An 18,963-nucleotide genomic window follows, 5' to 3' on the forward strand; every position below is an offset into this window, starting at 1 on the left:
TCCTTTAATCGATGTAACACTTCAATGTGTTTACTTCGCTCTGCGGTGACGAACGATGAATTTCTCAGACTTAGCCTTGTGATCCCGGGTCTTCTTACCCAAGGTCTTCTTGCCCCATGGTGACATTGGAGATGGATGGCCGATTGGTGCTTTACCTTCACCACCACCATGCGGGTGATCGTTAGGGTTCATAACTGACCCACGAACTGTCGGACGGAAGCCCAACCAGCGCTTGCGGCCAGCTTTACCAATACTGATCAGCTCATGTTGCTCGTTACCAACGGCACCAATTGTGGCACGGTTTTCAGCCAAAATCAGACGAACTTCGCCTGAAGCTAACTTAATGGTAACGTACTTATCATTATCTTTACCCAACAATTGGGCCGAAACACCAGCTGAACGTGCTAATTGCGCGCCCTTACCTGGCTTCAGTTCGATGTTATGGATAGTTGTCCCGGCTGGAATATTCTTCAATTGCAATGAGTTGCCGACTTTGATATCGACATCTTCACCAGAATAAACCTTGTCGCCAACCTTGAGACCCTTAGGTGCCAAGATGTAAGACTTAACCCCATCTTCATAATGCAGCAGTGCAATGTTTGCGGTCCGATTTGGATCGTATTCGATTGCTTTAACTGTTGCAGCCATGCCATCCTTATTACGTTTGAAGTCGATCACACGGTAGAATTGCTTGTGACCGCCGCCACGATGACGCACGGTGATGTGACCATGGGCATTACGTCCTGCAGTATGACTTTGGCTGACCAGCAAAGTCTTTTCAGGCTTTGTCTTGGTGATTTCAGCAAAATCAGACCCGGACATGTTGCGCCGGCCGTTGCTTGTTGGTTTGTACTTAATAATCGCCACGTGTTTTACCTCCTATAACGGATTTTTGTTACTTTTTATCGTTATCTTCGTCAGCGAAGATCTTGATTTCTTTGGAATCGGCGCTCAAGGCAATCAATGCCTTGCGACGACGACGCGTCATGCCTTCGTAACGGCCTTGACGCTTCTTCTTACCGCCAACGTTCGCGATGTTGACGTTGACAACCTTCACACCGAAGATTTCTTCAACAGCCTTGCGAACTTGCGGCTTGGTTGCATGCAGTGCAACTTCGAATGTGTATTTACGGTTATCCATTTCAGCCATCGATTGCTCGGTGACGATCGGACGTAAAATGATATCGCGTGCTTCCATTATGCAAGCACCTCCTCAATCTTTTGGAGCGCAGATTGGGTCAAGATTAATTTCTTGTAGTCAACAACGTCCAAAACGTTGATACCCTCTGCAGGAACAACTTTCACGTTCGGCAGGTTACGTGCGGCTTTGGCAGCAACTTCATTGCCGTCTTCCAACACAACCAGTGCCTTGTCGCTAACCTTCAAGCCATCCAAGACAGTTGCAAAAGCTTTTGTCTTAGGTGCATCGAAGTTCAAACCGTCAACAACGACCAAGTCGCTATCGAGAACCTTCTGTGAAAGTACGGATTTGATTGCCAAACGACGAACCTTCTTTGGCAGCTTGTATGCATAGCTGCGTGGGGTCGGTCCGAAGACGATCCCACCGCCACGCCATTGCGGGCTGCGGATTGAACCTTGGCGGGCACGACCAGTACCCTTTTGGCGCCAAGGCTTGCGACCGCCGCCAGAAACAGCAGAACGGTTTTTAACGGCGTGAGTACCTTGACGAAGGGAAGCGCGCTGCATCACGACTGCGTCAAACACGACGTTTTCATTTGGTTCGACTGCCCAGATGGCATCGTTGAGTTCAACTTTGCCGTTTTCTGAGCCATCTTGCTTATATAAAGTAACGTTAGCCATTAGTTATTGTCCTCCCTTCGTATTATTTAGCTGCTTTAACAGCAGAACGGATCGTAACAAAGGACTTGTTTGCCCCTGGGACATTACCTTTGATCAGCAGAACATTGTGCTCTGTGTCAGCGGCAACGACTTGCAGGTTTTGCATGGTGCGGGTGTGGTTACCCATCCGACCAGGTAATTTCTTGCCCTTGAAGACCTTGTTAATGATGGCCCCAAGTGAACCTGGACGACGATGGTAACGAGAACCGTGCGCCATAGGACCGCGGGATTGGCCATCCTTCTTAATGTTACCTTGATAACCGTGACCCTTGGAAGTACCAGTGACGTCCACAATGTCGCCTGCTGCGAATTCGTCAGCCTTAACTTCACTGCCGATTTCATAATCACTAAGCGCTACATCGCGGATTTCGCGAACGAAGCGCTTAGGGGTCGTGTCTGCCTTTTTGGCGTGACCGACACTTGGCTTATTCGTCAAGACTTCACGCATATCGCCGTAGCCCAGCTGTACTGCTTCGTAACCGTCAGATTCAACGGTCTTGACCTGCATTACAACGTTTGGAGTTACGTCGACAACAGTAACGGGTACGAGTTCGCCGTTATCGGTGAAGACCTGCGTCATGCCAACTTTTTTGCCTAAGATTCCTTTACGTGCCATGGGTACACCTCCTATTTTCTAAGAATTATAATTTAATTTCGATATCGACGCCGCTTGGCAAGTCGAGCTTCATCAAAGCATCAACTGTCTTCGGTGTTGGGTTAACAATATCGATCAGACGTTTATGCGTCCGCATTTCGAATTGTTCACGTGAATCCTTGTACTTATGCGGGGAACGTAGAACCGTGTAAAGTGTACGTTCCGTTGGCAGAGGGATCGGGCCTGAAATTGTTGCGCCTGTGCGCTTTGCAGTTTCCACGATCTTGTCTGCGGATTGATCGAGAATCCGGTGTTCATAAGCCTTAAGCCGGATCCGAATCTTTTGTTTTGCCATTGTGTGACCTCCTTCGTCTATTATCAGTTAGTAGACTAGCTCCGTGAAAATTACCAACACGCTGCCGTGGCAAAGCGGCCGGGCGTGTCGCAACCTCTCACATCCGCGCTACTCTGGTTCACCTTTGGAACCAAGTGCATAGTTGTCCCCTTTGAGAAACAGCACTCTTGATAGTATACAAAATCTCCCCCGCCATTACAAGGTTTTCTTTCGGTTTACAAAAAATATGTCAGAAGCAAACTTATTCCTTTGAACAGCTGCTTGTGCTAAATTCAAATTAAAGCCTTAACTTTTGAATAACCATAGAAAGAAGGGAGGCAGTTGATGAAATTTGACCATTACAAAAAGCTCGTCAACTCAACTTTAGATATTCTACTCGGTTTTTTAGCCATTGTCGTGGTAATTTTTATGCTACGCTACATTCTCGATATCGGTAGTCTGATCCTTCAACCACTTTCGACTGCTTTGTTTGGCAAAGTCATTCAGGAAGTTACCAGCTTCTTCATGCTCTTTGAATTTGTGATCATGCTGGTTCGCTACATTGAGGAAGGTCATCACATTCCTATCCGCTACCTTATTTTAATTTCAATGACCGCCATCTTACGCCAACTGCTCGTGCTGCATGACCGCGGGACTGAAACCCTGCTTTTAACCTTGGCCATTTTGGTATTAGCCGGTGTACTCACGGTGTTTTCGTTTGTCAGTGGCGATTTCAAACAGTCGCAGGATGGTAAAAACGTTGATATTGACCAACACTTTTAACTTTGTTTTTTTCTCGTTTCTTCTATATTAGTTTATACACGCAAAAAAGGAACCGCAGCGAAAATCATTGCGGTTCCTTTTTTGCGTGCGTCGCTGATTAGCCAAGCGCTGATATATTCACTGTTAGCTGATCAAAGCACCGTTTTAAATCTTGCCAACCAAGTCTGCCCCTGGTGTCAGTGTCTTAGCGCCCGGTTGCCAGTTAGCTGGGCAAACCTGATCGCCGTGAGCAGCAACGAATTGTGCCGCTTGCAAAGTCCGTAGAATCTCATCGGCATTACGGCCAATACCAAAGTTATTGACGGCATAGGCCTGAATCACACCATCGGGATCAATGATAAAAGTCCCACGGAAGGCTTGACCGCTAGCTTCGTCACGAACATCCAACGCCGTTGCCAGTTTACCTGCAGGATCGGCAAGCATTGGGTATTGAATCTTCTTAATGGTGGGACTCGCCTCGGCCCATGCCATATGTACAAACTCGGTATCCTCAGAAGCAGAATAGACTTCAGCTCCAACAGCTTGGAACCGCTCATAGTGATCTTGCAAGTCGCCAAGTTCTGTCGGGCAAACGAAAGAAAAATCGGCAGGGTAGAAACAAATCACTGCCCACTTGCCCTTAAGATCAGTATCACTGACTTCATGGAAATCGCCATGTTGATAGGCGTTCAACTTAAACGCCGGTAAATGTTGGCCAATATAGCTCATGATATTACCTCCATTTTTAGAATGATTATTATTTACATATTCACCGTACCTTTTCCTTATGCAATTATCAAGCATTGCCAAAAAAATTCTGCCTTTTTGTCGGCAGTCAACTTTGGCCACCTTTACCTGTTTAATGATGCCGATCTCATATAATAAGGCATACGAGAATATGTGTTCACATCACGCCGTCATCATGCGCTTGCCTTCCCAGAAATCGGGTTGGTTCGCCCTCAGCAAAAAACCGAGTCTGCATTCATTCGCAAACCCGGCTGCACAACTGCTATAAATACTTGCCAGTATCATCTTCGTTTTGATAATTCTTCAAACTTTTACGCAAGACCCAAACCACATAATCACGAATATGTTTGGGAGCCAGGACTTTTACGAGATCCCCTTGCCCTTGGAGCCACATCCGGACGCCAAAACCATCGTTAACCGGAATCGTAATGTGATAAACCTTTCTTGCGTATGGATTCTTAATAAACGGACGATCACGGACATTTTTCCAATCAACAATGGCCTCGGGAAAGCGATCAAGGACAAACTGCGGATCATAACTGTAGAGAATTTCCAAATTGATCGGTTTGCCTAGATACGGATACCACGTGTGATTCTGTAAGCGTCCCCCGCGGAATCGCTCATCATGATCATGGGTCGGCTGCTGACGATGATAGGTAATATTGCGCATATAGTCGAGCCGAAATCGGACGAATTTGCCCTCGTCTGGATCATCATCCGCCTGTTCATCGCTGCCATCGACAATAAGATAGAAGAAGAGATCGCCAAAAAACAAGCCGGTTGGCAGTCGCCGGTCAAAGTGCCGCATTTCGCCGTGATACACGTGATCAAAGCTGATCAGTTCGTGATTAACGATAGCTTGGCTCAATCGGGCCAACCGATTAGTCAACGATATTTTGGGGACACCACGATACTCAAAAACTGGATTTTTGGTAAGCCGATCCAATCCTTTGTGCTCGGGTCCGGCTGGTAATAATTGTGCCATTAGTTGCTTCATTTCTACGGACGACAAGCCACGGCTAGCCGTCAGTATCAAGGCAATCGCCAACAGTTGCCCGTCGTCCAGACTGCGGCCAGCGGCGTGCAGGTCTGGCTTGAGTCGATAATCCCCAGAACTTGCAGCAATAAATGGCGCCGGTTCACTGAACACATCGTCAAAGGCACGTTTGATGACGCTAATATCACGGCGAATCGATGATTCATCCTTATTGAATTCTGTCATGAGCGCTTGCTTATTGAGTTGATCGCCTCGCAGCAAGCGCAATAAAATGGTCGTAATACGCTCCTGACTCGACACGCTGCTTCGCCCCCTAACGCTTATAGAATAACATCAGTATACTATAATCTTTTCCCAAGCCCAGCAATCAGGTTCACGATTTTCATGCTTATTTCCGGATTTTGACTTCTGGCGCACTTTTAGAAAAAAACGACGATGCCTTTTAGGCATCGTCGTTCATGCAGCTGGTAACAATCAAAGACTAGTCTTTGGTTGCGACGCCGCCGCCATTTTTCTTGATGATTTCTGCTTGAATGCTCTTTGGAACAGCTTCGTAGTGGTCAAAGGTCATGGTAAACGTACCACGGCCTTGGGTAGCACTACGCAAGGTGGTTGCATAACCGAACATTTCGGCAAGCGGCACCATGGAGTTAACCAATTGGGCATTCCCGCGGGCTTCCATCCCTTCAACGCGACCACGACGAGCCGTGATTTGTCCCATAACATCGCCAAGATATTCTTCAGGGGCAACCACCTCAACGTGCATGATCGGTTCAAGGATAACCGCGCCGGCACTCTTCGAGGCATTCTTCAATGCCATAGAAGCAGCCACTTTGAAGGCAGCTTCAGAAGAATCGACTTCATGGTAAGAACCATCATAAAGCTTAGCCTTAACGTCGATTAATGGATAACCGGCGAGGACACCATTGGCCATGGCTTCCTTCAGACCTTGCTCAACAGCTGGGATGTATTCACGAGGAACAACACCACCGACAATGGCATTTTCAAATTCAAAGCCTTTGCCTTCTTCGTTTGGACTGAATTCAATCCAAACATCACCATACTGACCTTTACCACCAGACTGACGAACGAACTTACCTTGCGCGGAAGTTTCTTTAGTGAAGGTTTCGCGATAAGCAACTTGTGGTTCACCAACCTTAGCAGCAACCTTGAATTCACGCTTCAGACGATCAACCATGATGTCCAAATGCAATTCGCCCATGCCGGCGATTAATGTTTCGCCAGTTTCAGGGTTGGTTTCAGCTTTGAATGTTGGATCTTCTTCAGAAAGCTTTTGTAAGCCGACATCCAGCTTATCTTGGTCTTCTTTAGAGTCAGGTTCGATGGAAACTTGGATAACCGGATCAGGCACATCCAGAGATTCAAGAATCAGCGGGTGGTCAACATCAGTCAAGGAATCACCAGTAGTGGTGTTCTTGAGACCGATAGCAGCCGCGATATCACCAGAGAAAACTTCAGGGATTTCTTCACGGTGATTACTGTGCATTTGCAACAGACGACCAACACGTTCGCGGTTATCTTTAGTTGCGTTCAGCACGTAAGAACCGGCTTCAAGCGTCCCACTATAAACCCGGATGTAGGTTAGACGGCCAACGAACGGGTCAGTCGCAACCTTGAAGGCCAAGGCAGCAAACGGCTTGTCGTCGCCAGCGGTCAATTCAACTGCATCGCCAGTGTCAGGATCGGTCGCATGATATGGCCGAACATCAAGTGGTGATGGCAAGTAATCAATCACAGCATCCAACAACATCTGAACACCCTTGTTCTTGAAGGCAGAACCAGCCAAAACTGGGTAGAATTCCAAGTTGATGGTTGCTTTACGGATCGCAGCCTTCAATTCAGCATTGGAAATCTCTTCACCTTCAAGGTACTTGTCCATGATGCCGTCGTCAACGTCAGCAACGGCTTCGATCAAGTCGTTATGCGCTTTTTGAGCAGCTTCCTTGTAGTCATCTGGAACATCTACAGTGTCCCACTTGGTACCCAATTCATCTTCGTCATACAAATCGGCCTTCATTTCGATCAGGTCAATGACCCCTTCGAACTTATCCTCGGCACCGATCGGCATCTGAACGGCGTGAGCGTTAGCCTGAAGCCGATCATGCAATGTCGTCATCGAATAATCGAAGTCGGCACCGATCTTATCCATTTTGTTGACGAAAACCAACCGCGGAACGCCGTATGTCGTTGCTTGACGCCAAACGTTTTCGGTCTGCGGCTCAACACCGGATTGGGCATCCAAAACGGTGATCGCACCATCCAGCACACGCAGGGAACGTTCAACTTCAATCGTGAAGTCCACGTGTCCTGGGGTGTCAATGATATTGACCCGGTGATCCTTCCAGAAAGCCGTAGTAGCAGCACTGGTGATGGTGATCCCACGTTCCTGTTCCTGTGGCATCCAGTCCATCTGTGAAGCTCCTTCATGAGTTTCACCGATTTTATGAATTTTACCGGTATAATACAAAATCCGTTCAGTCGTGGTCGTTTTACCGGCATCGATGTGAGCCATGATCCCGATATTACGGGTACGGTCTAACGGAAATTCACGTTTGTTGGCCATGTGGCGTATTGCTCCTCTCTTGTTTCAACTGGCTTTATACAAAGAATGGCTACTATATACCAAGCCGCGGATATAATAGCCAAATCATCTTACCAACGATAATGTGCAAATGCCCGGTTGGCATCTGCCATCTTGTGGGTATCTTCACGCTTCTTCACTGCGGCACCGGTGTTGTTAGCGGCGTCCATGATTTCTTTAGCCAAGCGTTCGTCCATCGTATGTTCACCGCGTTGACGGGAATACTGAACGATCCACCGTAGGCCCAAGGTGGTCCGACGATCCGGACGAACTTCGATCGGCACTTGGTAGTTAGAACCACCGATACGGCGAGCTTTAACTTCCAAGACCGGCATAACGTTTTTCATTGCTTCTTCAAAAACGTCCAATGGTTCGTTCCCGGTTTGTTTCTTAATCATATCAAATGCATCATATAAAATAGTTGATGCCTTCCCGCGCTTACCATCAATCATTAAGTGGTTGATCAAGCGAGTTACCAGCTTTGAATTGTAAACTGGATCAGGTAAAACATCACGTTTTGCGACACTGCCTTTACGTGGCATGCACTTTGCCTCCTCTTAAACGCGCTCGCTGGCGCAAAAACCTGCACATAAGGACCTTGGTCGCAATGGTCAAAAACCGACCATCACGCCCAAGCCCACTTATGCTCCGGTTTCTACCGCACCAGCTCACGCTCTGTCTATACCGCACATAGCGGATCTAAAAATTTTTAATAGCGATCTTTAATGTTGATCGTGAATTACTTCTTCTTAGGGCGCTTTGCACCGTACTTGGAGCGACCCTGCATCCGGCCGTCAACACCAGCCGTATCAAGCGCACCACGAACAATGTGATAACGAACCCCTGGCAAGTCCTTAACACGGCCGCCACGGATCAAGACAACACTATGTTCTTGCAAGTTATGGCCAATACCCGGAATGTAAGCTGTCACTTCAATTAAGTTAGACAGACGAACACGGGCATATTTCCGCAATGCGGAGTTTGGCTTCTTCGGTGTCATGGTACCGACACGAGTTGCCACCCCACGTTTTTGCGGTGCTGGGTTATTGGTAAGGCTCTTCTTCTTGCTGTTGTAACCGAAGTTCAACGCAGGAGAGTCTGACTTGGTTGAAATTGATTTACGACCTTGGCGAACTAATTGATTAATAGTAGGCATTAAGCTTCTCCTTCCTTAATTTACATCATTTTATAAGTCCACACATCCAGGCGGTTCATTTTTTCTGATAAAAAAATGGCCAACCGAACGGCAACGGCTCTTAACCCAGTCAGCACGTCCGGGCAACCCGAATAAACTGGAAAAAAGCACCTTTGATAGTGTACTATCCTTTGCGGCTGAGTGTCAAGAGAAAAAGAAAGAGCGGGGTGACTCGCGCGACAAACTCAAAGATTTGTATTAGTTCTATTTGAGTCGCGTGTTCTCGATTGTCCGAGTTGGCTACGCGGCGAGGAGGGCTGGCGACCGCGAAGCTAGAGCTGTGGGCACAGCTTTGAACTCGCGCAAAGCCCGCACGATTTCAAAGTCTGGCCTTGTTCTAAAACGGGAAAACCACCCGTTTAAGAACAATATCACGGCTGAGCCCCCTCGCCGCTTTGCCAGCTCTCATGGCTCTATTCTTGAATTCATACCTTTTAAGATCAGCATCCCCCGACTTTAGTTCCAATCAAAGAAGTGGTGAGCCGTTCTCAAATAGCAGATTCACCGGTTGTAACTAAGTTGTTACTTTTTCAATAAACACAGTTTATCAACCGCTTTAATCGGCCCCGAACGGCCATACCCCTAACCATAACAAAATAGCTCCGCAAAGCAAGTCTCCGGCTAGAAGACTCACCTCGCGGAACTACTGTAACGTGATGCCGTTCAGTCTCGAACAGCTCGTGTCAATTGATTATGATCGCTTGCGCCGCCGCAGGATCACGGTGCTGCCGGCGATGACGAGAATCACGATGCCTAAAAGGACAAGGGTAATCGCATCTCGATCACCAAAGCTGCCGAAGAGTAAGCGGCGTGACGGTTGGTCATGGCGCACATCGTTACCATTATTCCCACCTTCTGTACTTGGCAGAACATGGCGCTGGTCGGCGATTGTCATGCGGATTGTATCACCGCTCTTAATATCAACTGCGACCGGCTTTGCGTAGTCCGGATTAATCGTGTACCCAGCCGGCGCTTTGACCTCGGTCAGCCAGTAACGACCCAGTTTCAGGTTATCAAAGGTGACCAGCCCATTGACATCAGTCGTGAATTCCTTGCTATAGCCTTTGTCATTTGTCAGTCGGAAAATGGCCCCTGCTAAGACTTGATTGCTATCAGCAGCATCCACCTTCTTGATGACGAGTGAATTGATCTGATAGTTGGCAACCTGTACAGTAACCGGCTGCTGCTTATTCTGGCTTGCTAGCGCGCTCACGGTTTGCGTCAGGTCGGTTTGTTCTACTTTAAAGTCGATCTTATCGGTATTCAGTTCATATTTCGGCAAGGTCTTGGTTTCTTCAAAGTAGTAGTCGCCGATTGGCAAGTTAAACGGCAGGTTGATCTGCCCGACTTCATCCGTGACAAGATCCTTGGCAAGAACATTGCCATTGCTACCATATAAGTCAAAGGTAATGCCGGCCAAATGATTGCCAAAATTACCATCCGTCTTTTGCAGCTGAATGGCGCGTCTAAATTCGGGTTCGATAATCGGATCAAGAGCAACTTTTTGGTCGCCCTTGACGTTCACATCAATCCCCTTGGCCAGATCATCTGGGATAACGTAGCCGCGTGGTGCCTGCGTTTCAACCAGCAGATACTTACCTTCATAAAGATCATGATCATTGAAGGTCACAATGCCATTCTGGTTGGTGATCGTTGTTGTCCATGCGTGACTGTGATCAACCGTGCCGTCTTCACGATAACGATACATCGCAAATTGGGCGCCAATCATGGTCATTTTGCCCGGGAAGCGATCATCGGTTGTGGTGTCCGCCTTCTTCGTCACAATGATTTGGCCAGCCTTCTTCTGGTTAGTTGCGGTCAGCTTCAGCTGGGTTTGATCAGTCTTGATGGTGAAATCGACACTACCAGCGGCCAAACTATCTTCCCATCGTTGCTTCTGGACGCCGCTTGTCGCGTTAGCTTGATCAGCGGCATCCCCTTCATAATGCTCAGGGGCTTGGGTTTCGACTAGGCGATATGAATTGTCCGGTTTCAACCCTTCGATCGCGTATTCGCCATCCTTGAGTGAGGTGTCAAAGCTGCTTGCTGCGCCAAAGGTCAATTGCCCATCAGTGTTGGTCTTCATGTCGGCCTTCAACGTTTTGTTGGTTACGGCATCCACAAGCTTATACGTCGCTCCCGGCAACAGATACTGCTTGCGTGTTGCCGCATCATCGGTCTTCTTAACCCGGTTATCGTACTTGGTTAAGGTGACCTGATAAGGATCATCGGCAATTTGCTTGTCGATGGTGATCGGTGTCGGCGTGATCGCTGAGGATAAGGTGATCGCATGAACGGTCTTGTCCAACCGATACCCAGCTGGTGCCTTCACTTCTGTCAACGAATAGCTGCCGAGTAGGAGATCGCCGAATGAGGCCAGCCCGTTTTCGTCAGTGGTGATGTCACGACTGTAGCCGGCACTGTTGGTCAGCCGGAAAACGGCACCCGGCAGCACATGAGCCGCGAAAGTGCGATCAACCTTTTTGACATTCAGGGTTTTGACTTGATAGTTGGTGACGTTGACTCGAATCGGTTGTTGCTTATTTTCAGTTGCTAAACTGCTGGCCGTTTGCGTTTGATCAGTCTGCTTGACTTCAAAAGCATGTTTGTCCGTATTTGGCCGATATGGCGGCAAGGTCTTCGTTTCCTGAATATAATAATGACCAACTGGCAGACTAAACGGGACATTGACTAGGCCATTTTTGTCTGTCACCAAATCCTTGGCTAACTCAGTGCCGTCTTCGCGATACAACGCGTACGTAATGCCAGCAATTGGATTGTTAAAGTTGCCATCGGTCTTAGCTACCTGCAAAGCACGGCGGTAAACCGGCTCCGTGATGGTCGGTAACTTCAGGGTCTCATCACCAGTGATGTTGACGTCAACACCTTTGGCAAGGTGATCAGGGATAACGTAACCATCGGGTGCTTTAGTTTCAACCAGTTGGTATTGGCCTTCATATAAATCTGAATCCTTAAAGGAGACGGTGCCGTCATTGTTAGTGATAGTAGCGTCCCATGACCGGCTGCGATCAACTTTGCCAGCTTCGTCATAACGATAAAGCTTAAATTCAGCGCCAGTCATTGGTTGACGATCAGGGAACTGGTCATCCTTGATGGTTTCAGCTTGTTTCTTAAGATCCAGCTGACCCGGTTTCTTTTGGTTCGTTGCGGTCAGCTTCACTTGCGTCTGATCAGCCTTGATAGTGAAATCAACACTGCCAGCCGCTAAGTTGTCTTCCCACGCCTGTTTCTGGGTGCCGCTTGTCGCGTTGGCTTGGTCAGCAGCATCCCCTTCATAATGTTCAGGAGCTTCCGTTTCGACCAGCCGATATGAGGTATCCGGCTTCAACCCTTCAATTGCGTATTCGCCATCCTTGAGCGGCGAGTCAAAACTGCTTGCCGCGCCAAAGGTCAGTTGGCCATCAGCATTGGTCTTCATATCGGCCTTTAAGGTCTTGTTGGCCGTCACGTCGACAAGTTTGTATACTGCGTTTGGTAACAGATACTTCTTTTGACTCGCCGGATCATCCTTCTTGACGCGATTATCGTATTTCGTCAGATTAACCTGATAAGGATCGTCAGCAATCTCCTTATTAACCGTAATCGCTGTCGGCGTTTCGGCAGATGACAACGCAATTGGATACACCGTGTTGTCCAGCCGATACCCAGCCGGTGCCTTGATTTCAGTCAGCGAGTAACTGCCCAGCAACAAATCGCCAAATGAAGCAATCCCGTTTTCATCTGTCGTCACGTCGCGGCTGTAACCAGCACTATTCGTCAGCCGGAAGACGGCACCTGGCAACCCATGAGTTGCGTACATGCGATCAACCTTTTTGACATTCAGGGTTTTGACTTGATAATTAGTCACATTGACTTTAATCGGATGCTCTTTATTCTCGGTTGCCAAATCGCCTGCCGTCTGAGTTTGATCTGTCTGTTTCACTTCAAACGGATGCTTGTCGCTGTTTGGCCTATATGGCGGTAAGCTCTTGGTTTCCTGAATATAGTACTTGCCTGCTGGTAAATTAAATGGCAAGTTGACCTGACCATTGTCATCCGTGACTAAATCCTTGGCGATCTCAGTACCATCATTTTGATACAACGCGTACGTGATGCCGGCAATTGGGTTGCCGAAGTTGCCATCCGTCTTAGCCACTTGCAAGGCGCGTCGGTAAACTGGCTCCGTGATCGTCGGCAGCTTCAGCGTCTCGTCACCAGTGATATTAACGTCAACACCTTTGGCAAGGTCATCGGGGATGACATAACCTTCAGGCGCTTTGGTTTCGACTAACTGATACTTACCTTCATACAAATCAGGTGAATCGAAGATAAAGGTACCATCTTGGCTAATGATCGTTGCGTCCCAAGATTTGCTTTGATCAACCTTGCCGTCATCGCCGTAACGATAAAGCTTAAATTCGGCGCCGGTCATTGGCTGGCGATCAGGGAACTTGTCGCCAGTGATCGTTTCTGCCTGCTTCTTGATGTCCAGTTGACCAGGTTTCTTCTGGTTATACGCCGTCACTGTAGCGGACGGTGCCTTGTTAGAAATGATTGCCGCCACACTGCCGGCTTTCAGACTATCTTCCCAAACTTGTTTGTCAGGCCCGCTGGTAATTGTTGCCTGATCATGTGCATCCCCGCGATAATGATCTGGGGCTTGCGTTTCAACCAGCTTGTAATTGCCTGGCTTCAAGTCTTCAAGGACGTATTCACCATCTTTCAAGTCAGGGGTGAACTTGTCGCCAGCATACTGACCTGAAAAGCTGCTAGCCGTTCCGATAGTGATTTTGCCATCAGCGTTGGTCTTCATGCCCGACTTCAATGTTTTCTGCGTATCGGTATCCACTAAGTCATAAGTGGCGCCGGGAAGCAGATAGTGTTTGTTATCTGTTTCTGATTGGCCATTAGCGCGGTTGTCATACTTCGACAGCGTGATCTGATAAGGCTCGTTTTCAACCGCTTCCGTTTGAATCGCCGTGCCTGTGTCGGAAGTTGCGTTCAAACGAATGGTCTGTGGTGCCAATGGCTTATACCCAGCTGGCGTACTGAGTTCCGTCAACGTATAGTCAATCCCAATTGGCAGTCCTTGGAAGGTTGCCAGTGCTTTATTCGTGGCCGAATCAAGTTTTGTGGTGGCTTCAAATGTATGGGTGCCGTCACTTAAGCGGAACTTAACGCCCGGAATTGGCGTGCCACTGACGCTATCCTTCTTTTCAACCACTAAGTTGGCTAATTGCGTGAGGGTCTCGCCGCTGATACCGGAACCCCAATAAGGCAAATACCCATTTGCGTTTGCTATTCGGGCATCAGGAGGGACACCATCACTTGGCTTTTGAGTCGTTTGGCCGCCATCCCATTCAACGCTACTCGAATTGTATACCCATCCTGAGTTCTTGCTACTGGTGGCATAGTCGACGCTTACTTGGTAATTATTAAGTGGGCTATTGGCCTCTTGCGTCAGATTCCCAAAAGTCCGCTTAAAGGTAATCGTAAATTTATTGCCATCTAAGGCAAGGGTATAATCATCCCCTTCTTTTAACGTGATCGGATCGGCAATGCCAACCTTCAATTTCACGACAAAACTGGTGGCATTGATTTCCGCCCCAGTACCTCTTGGATCCAAGGTGTCCTCAATGATTGGATTCACCATCGGCCGATATTTATCTTGGATATTGATCAGCTTTACCTGCCAATTCAAGACATTTTTCAACTTGGCGTCAGCACTGACAGTTTTACTAATTGGTGTCCAATAACTTTGCGCCGACTTCGAAGCTGACGGGTTGAAAGTAGGAATTGCCGTGGTCGGTTCGGTATCTGTCACAGTCGCATTGTTGGCGAAGTTAGGATCGTTATAGTTCCACTGGTTAGCGCGCATCGTCTTGAAAACAACCCAAACACGCCCCGTACCAATATTTGGAAAATCAAAATCCAATTGTTGTGCTAAGTTTGGATTGTTCTTGAGCCACGTATTTGGCGTGTTGGTTGGTAACAGATGTTGCTGTGCTGCATCCTCAGCTTTAAGTGCTGTTGATGACCAGCCACCGGTTCCATAATATGGGCTCGTCTTGATTTCTTTCACATCGTTAGAAGAAGCTGGATCACCTGTGTTCGATGGATCAACTCCGTCTGGTCCCGTGACTTCATAGAATTTAATCGAATCAGGAATCAACTCGTAATTAACGCCATCAAACCGCGGCAAAATATCGGTCAGGTGCATGTGGCCATATGGAAGCCCCAATTGATTAACCAAGACACCCCAATACTGGGTATCGGGCGCATCACTCCAAGAATTCTTCAAGGCTCCGCTAAAGGCCCCTTCTTCTGGTGTTGGTGTACTACTACTATCACCGCTGGCAACGTCATCATCACCTGGTGGCAAGTCAAAGAAGAAAAATGCGCGATTATTTAAAGCCTTTTTCAAAGCGTCTGGGTCGTGACCGACTTGGCCTAGCTTCAACATGTCCAGCTTAGTATGCGTATAAATCACAATTTGCGAATCTGTTTCTGCATACGCCCCTTTGAGCGTGACGACAAAGCCGCGAATGCCTTTTTCCTGACCATTCGCATTAATCGGATTTGTCTTATCCTTGTCGTTATATTGCTTAACTGCAGATTGAACGTCAGCGTCTTGGGTACTCATATCGTAATCAGTCCTCGGCTTCAGCAACGTTCTTGCGCCGTCCGGATTCTGGGCGTAGACAAGAATACCGTCATTAGCGCCGTCGTCAACATTTGCTGAGACATTTTCACCGGAGATGGTGTTGATGTTATCGGCCGTTGGATCGTTGTCCAGCTTATCGACCCCATCCGGGAAAAGGTCGAAGATTTTACCATTCTTCATGTTCCGGAAAACGCGGTTGGCATTGATCCGCCACGTCATTTGACCATTGTAGGCATCAATCTTGCCGCCTACTTTTGTAATCCCGCTTGGCAGCCTAACTGGATAGGTCGCATGATCGTAATGATTCTTCTGATCATTCACAATATTGGTTAAGTTGTCGCCATTTTTCGGTGTGTTCTTCAGTTTCGTTTGATATTGAATCTGGAAAGAAGCATTTTCCGGGAGATCGCCGCCGCCAAGATAAGTTAGTGTGAACTCGCCGTCGCCTTTTTCAGTGAGCTTAAAGTACTGCGCGATGTCGACCTTGGAAACACTCGGCGTTGCCCACTCGTCAAACGTGACTTGAAAGACCTTCAGGGACTTCGTGTCTAAGGTTTGATTGCCATCTGTCTCGATGTTGGGTTGATCATGCTCATCTTTCCCGCTGGTTTGCTTGCCAAAGCGGTCCGTCAGCGTGGCGCCAGCTTTCATGGTGTCCATGCTGTAATTCCAATTAATTTTCCAGTTAAGTGCTCGGAAATTATTGGTGATATCGCCAGATTTGGTGACCGCCACGCCGGAGTTGCGCATGGTGACACTATCATAGTCATAACCATCATGCGTCTGTGAACCAGTTAAGTAGCGATAGCCTTCAACTAAGGCACTACCCACTTTCCCGGTATCGTCTAAAGATCGGTCAATCGTGGCCGTGTAATCTACTTGATACCCAGTTGTCTTTTTAAAGCCGCCTGTCAGATAAATCTTAACCGTTCGTTTGTCATCCGATAAAACAGCATGAAAATCTTGGCCGGCGACTAACGGCTTAAGTTCTTCAGAAAAGCCGCCGAGAATATTGACTGGTGCCAACGAGACCTTGATCTTCGCCAGATCGCTGTCGCTAAAGGTCAGCGATTTGAGATAATCTGTTCCGCTGCCTCGTGCCGTCAGTGTCAATGCCATGTCAGCGTTCTTTGACCGTTTAGCCGGATCACTGTCCCACTTTGTCGGATCGGTTTTGCTGGTTTCGTTCCCGTTTAAATTAAACTTCGCGGTCCCAGCAATGCCAGTCGGATTCAAGCTTTGTGGTGTCGTCGTAGGCGCATACACCACCACCGGCTTGGCATTCGACCTAAACGTGATTGGAAACTTTGTGTCCTGATCTTTTGTATGGAAAACCAGTGTCTGATTGAGTGAATCATTAGCAGTTAAAGCCTTAAAGCTTGCTGCAATATGCACTAACCAAGAACCATTACTCGTGGCTTTCAAAAGTTTGATCGTCAGCTGTCCTGTGATTGCGTCAAAATAGTACGAGGCGACATCACCGGAAAAATTGCCGCCGCCACTTTCAGGAAAAGCAATCTGCTCCTTTGGCAAGGTCGTTGTAAAGGATGCCCCTGCCGGAAACGGGGTGCTCGTTGCCGGTAGTGTAAAGGTCATCTCCATCTTCACAGCACTTTGCTGATCGACTTCCGTTCCCAAAGGCTGATCATTGCCGTCCTTCAGTGCCACCTTCGTGAAAATATTGGGCAGCTCAGTATCGGCCTTTGCGTCCGGTGTCGCGCTTTTTTCAGCTTCTGGCGTCTTCGCTTCCGCTGGTTTTGCGGCTGTACTACTGCTACTGCCGCTGCCGCTGCCGCTGCCGCTATCAAGTGTGGCTGATGCGCGACTCTTAAACAGTAGTGTCACATTGCCCGATGCCGTGACACTGAAATTTTTCGTCTGCTCAAGAGCTGTGTAACCGGAAACAGACTGTTTTTCGGTTGCCGTGTAATTTCCGACCGGCAAGTTTGGTACCGTCGCCTGGCCGTCCTTACTAATCTCGCTATTCGCCACTACCTGATGCGATTCATTTTGAATCTCATACTTAGCGCCGTTTAGCGGTGATCCTTGTTCATCTTGGTTCTTGATCGTGAGCGTACCAGTCACTGCCTGTGTCGGATTTTCGGCTGCAAGGGCTAGTGCTGGCGAAATCAGTTGTACAATCATGCCAAGGATCACCGTTAAGTAAATCCCCACTTTAAGCATGAAGTGCCCGGTTTTCTTGCCACCTAACTCTCTCATTTTTCTCCTCTTCCTCCTCTTTACAAACCTACTTGGTATCTCCCCCTGAGACCATTAACCTATAATTTATGGATACATTAATTTACACTCCGCTCAATATCATTGTATAACATTTCTATAAATATTGAAGGGATTATAAAGAATATTGATTAAATATATATGCTTATGTTTATTCTTTTCGCCTAGTGGTGATTTGCTTTTAAATCCTTACATATCAGGTGTTGCAGCCAGTTAAAAAATGTACTGTTAGACAGGTTTATTAAATATCGATTTTCCCAGAAGTTGACAGCGTTAACAATAGAGCTTTTTTAGCCCATTATCATCTGCTTTTTACTTGTGCAAGAAGAAAAGCAAATGCGAAATCTGCTTCATGAAGAGGTGAATGCTATGCTAATAACTGTACTTTTGCTCATTGTTCTGTACTTAGTTCGTCAGCACTGCTTGGCAACCCGTTGCTTTCACTGTCTATTAGCCGTCCTCTTTGGATTAAGCATCCATACTTGGTTAACTTTTTTGCTTGCCTCAGGCTTAATCATCTTTAGCGTGGCTGACTGGCATGAGCGAACGGTTCCTTTCTTTAGCTTTACTGGTTGGTGTTTGACTTTGCTGGTTTGTTTTCCCTATGACCTTTTCGGCATGATGCTACTTGCTGTCATGATTGGCGGTTTAGCCGTTGTGTCGCAAGGGCTTGGGAGTGCGGATGTGATGTTAATTGCCTTGCTGGCCTGCGTTTTACGACTCGAGGCGGCGTTAATCGTGACACTGATTGCTTGCGGAACCGCCTGCCTGCATTGGATAGTTGCCCGCCCGCCGAGTTTGCCAATGATCAGTCATTTAGCGGCTGGTTATGCGTGCTTTGCTCTGGTCAATGGCGGACTATAACGCGCTCGCAGTCGCAGAAACCTACACGTAAGGACCTTGAAGCTCAGTGACCAGTCATTGAGCTTCAAGGTCCTTATGTTCCAGTTTCTAAACGCTCCTACTCGC

General features: G+C 47.7%; 13 protein-coding genes. 2 read left to right on the top strand and 11 right to left on the bottom strand.

The genetic code is table 11. The features are described 5' to 3' along the window. Positions 1–30: 30 nt before the first annotated feature. From rplB to rpsJ, 5 genes are read right to left on the bottom strand one after another with little or no spacing between them, the layout of a single operon-like run. The gene (gene rplB, locus AC07KQ_RS12055) at positions 31–867 is read right to left on the bottom strand and encodes a 50S ribosomal protein L2 (RefSeq protein WP_003567560.1); all 837 of its coding nucleotides are present in this window, start codon (positions 865–867) and stop codon (positions 31–33) included. Between the two features lie 28 nt (positions 868–895). Next, entirely contained in the window at positions 896–1,198 is a 303-nt protein-coding gene (gene rplW / locus AC07KQ_RS12060; RefSeq protein ID WP_480156567.1) for a 50S ribosomal protein L23, read from the bottom strand. Beyond that, the gene (rplD, locus tag AC07KQ_RS12065) at positions 1,198–1,821 is read right to left on the bottom strand and encodes a 50S ribosomal protein L4 (protein ID WP_003567564.1); all 624 of its coding nucleotides are present in this window, start codon (positions 1,819–1,821) and stop codon (positions 1,198–1,200) included. Before rplD ends, rplW begins: the two co-directional genes overlap by 1 nt. A gap of 22 nt (positions 1,822–1,843) precedes the next feature. Continuing rightward, complete coding sequence (gene rplC, locus AC07KQ_RS12070; protein WP_003567566.1) at positions 1,844–2,476, bottom strand: 50S ribosomal protein L3; 633 nt, start codon at positions 2,474–2,476, stop codon at positions 1,844–1,846. A gap of 25 nt (positions 2,477–2,501) precedes the next feature. Then, positions 2,502–2,810 carry a 30S ribosomal protein S10 gene (gene rpsJ, locus AC07KQ_RS12075; RefSeq protein WP_003567567.1) on the bottom strand — a complete coding sequence of 103 codons (309 nt, stop codon included), beginning with the start codon at positions 2,808–2,810 and terminating at the stop codon, positions 2,502–2,504. Between the two features lie 324 nt (positions 2,811–3,134). Here rpsJ and psiE point away from each other — a divergent pair, with 324 nt between their 5' ends. Continuing rightward, positions 3,135–3,572 (top strand): phosphate-starvation-inducible protein PsiE, encoded by a 438-nt coding sequence (gene psiE, locus AC07KQ_RS12080; RefSeq protein ID WP_003567569.1) that lies wholly within the window; start codon positions 3,135–3,137, stop codon positions 3,570–3,572. Between the two features lie 144 nt (positions 3,573–3,716). Here psiE and ahpC read toward each other — a convergent pair whose 3' ends face one another. From ahpC to AC07KQ_RS12110, 6 genes are all read right to left on the bottom strand, one after another. Beyond that, the gene (ahpC, locus tag AC07KQ_RS12085) at positions 3,717–4,280 is read right to left on the bottom strand and encodes an alkyl hydroperoxide reductase subunit C (protein ID WP_003567571.1); all 564 of its coding nucleotides are present in this window, start codon (positions 4,278–4,280) and stop codon (positions 3,717–3,719) included. Between the two features lie 280 nt (positions 4,281–4,560). Further along, a complete protein-coding gene (locus AC07KQ_RS12090; RefSeq protein WP_003591912.1) occupies positions 4,561–5,595 on the bottom strand; it encodes a helix-turn-helix transcriptional regulator in 1,035 nt (344 codons plus the stop codon). 181 nt (positions 5,596–5,776) lie between these two features. Next, complete coding sequence (gene fusA, locus AC07KQ_RS12095; protein ID WP_003585667.1) at positions 5,777–7,879, bottom strand: elongation factor G; 2,103 nt, start codon at positions 7,877–7,879, stop codon at positions 5,777–5,779. An 89-nt stretch (positions 7,880–7,968) separates the two neighbouring features. Next, on the bottom strand, positions 7,969–8,439 hold the full coding sequence (gene rpsG / locus AC07KQ_RS12100; protein WP_003567577.1) for a 30S ribosomal protein S7: 471 nt from the start codon (positions 8,437–8,439) through the stop codon (positions 7,969–7,971). 197 nt (positions 8,440–8,636) lie between these two features. Beyond that, entirely contained in the window at positions 8,637–9,053 is a 417-nt protein-coding gene (rpsL, locus tag AC07KQ_RS12105; RefSeq protein WP_003567580.1) for a 30S ribosomal protein S12, read from the bottom strand. Between the two features lie 730 nt (positions 9,054–9,783). Further along, a complete protein-coding gene (locus AC07KQ_RS12110) occupies positions 9,784–17,976 on the bottom strand; it encodes a SpaA isopeptide-forming pilin-related protein (RefSeq protein ID WP_480156568.1) in 8,193 nt (2,730 codons plus the stop codon). A gap of 387 nt (positions 17,977–18,363) precedes the next feature. On the opposite strand from AC07KQ_RS12110, the gene AC07KQ_RS12115 reads away from it, so the two are divergent. After that, positions 18,364–18,858 carry a peptidase gene (locus tag AC07KQ_RS12115; protein ID WP_013246085.1) on the top strand — a complete coding sequence of 165 codons (495 nt, stop codon included), beginning with the start codon at positions 18,364–18,366 and terminating at the stop codon, positions 18,856–18,858. The last annotated feature ends 105 nt before the right edge of the window (positions 18,859–18,963 follow it).

This window comes from Lacticaseibacillus sp. YLM2-1, assembly GCF_056583465.1.

Coding starts and splice junctions, on each gene's coding strand:
- AC07KQ_RS12110 (WP_480156568.1), bottom strand. CDS start 17,976: ATGAGAGAGTTAGGTGGCAAGAAAACCGGGCACTTCATGCTTAAAGTG.
- rpsJ (WP_003567567.1), bottom strand. CDS start 2,810: ATGGCAAAACAAAAGATTCGGATCCGGCTTAAGGCTTATGAACACCGG.
- rplC (WP_003567566.1), bottom strand. CDS start 2,476: ATGGCACGTAAAGGAATCTTAGGCAAAAAAGTTGGCATGACGCAGGTC.
- fusA (WP_003585667.1), bottom strand. CDS start 7,879: ATGGCCAACAAACGTGAATTTCCGTTAGACCGTACCCGTAATATCGGG.
- rpsG (WP_003567577.1), bottom strand. CDS start 8,439: ATGCCACGTAAAGGCAGTGTCGCAAAACGTGATGTTTTACCTGATCCA.
- rplD (WP_003567564.1), bottom strand. CDS start 1,821: ATGGCTAACGTTACTTTATATAAGCAAGATGGCTCAGAAAACGGCAAA.
- rplW (WP_480156567.1), bottom strand. CDS start 1,198: ATGGAAGCACGCGATATCATTTTACGTCCGATCGTCACCGAGCAATCG.
- AC07KQ_RS12115 (WP_013246085.1), top strand. CDS start 18,364: ATGCTAATAACTGTACTTTTGCTCATTGTTCTGTACTTAGTTCGTCAG.
- psiE (WP_003567569.1), top strand. CDS start 3,135: ATGAAATTTGACCATTACAAAAAGCTCGTCAACTCAACTTTAGATATT.
- rpsL (WP_003567580.1), bottom strand. CDS start 9,053: ATGCCTACTATTAATCAATTAGTTCGCCAAGGTCGTAAATCAATTTCA.
- ahpC (WP_003567571.1), bottom strand. CDS start 4,280: ATGAGCTATATTGGCCAACATTTACCGGCGTTTAAGTTGAACGCCTAT.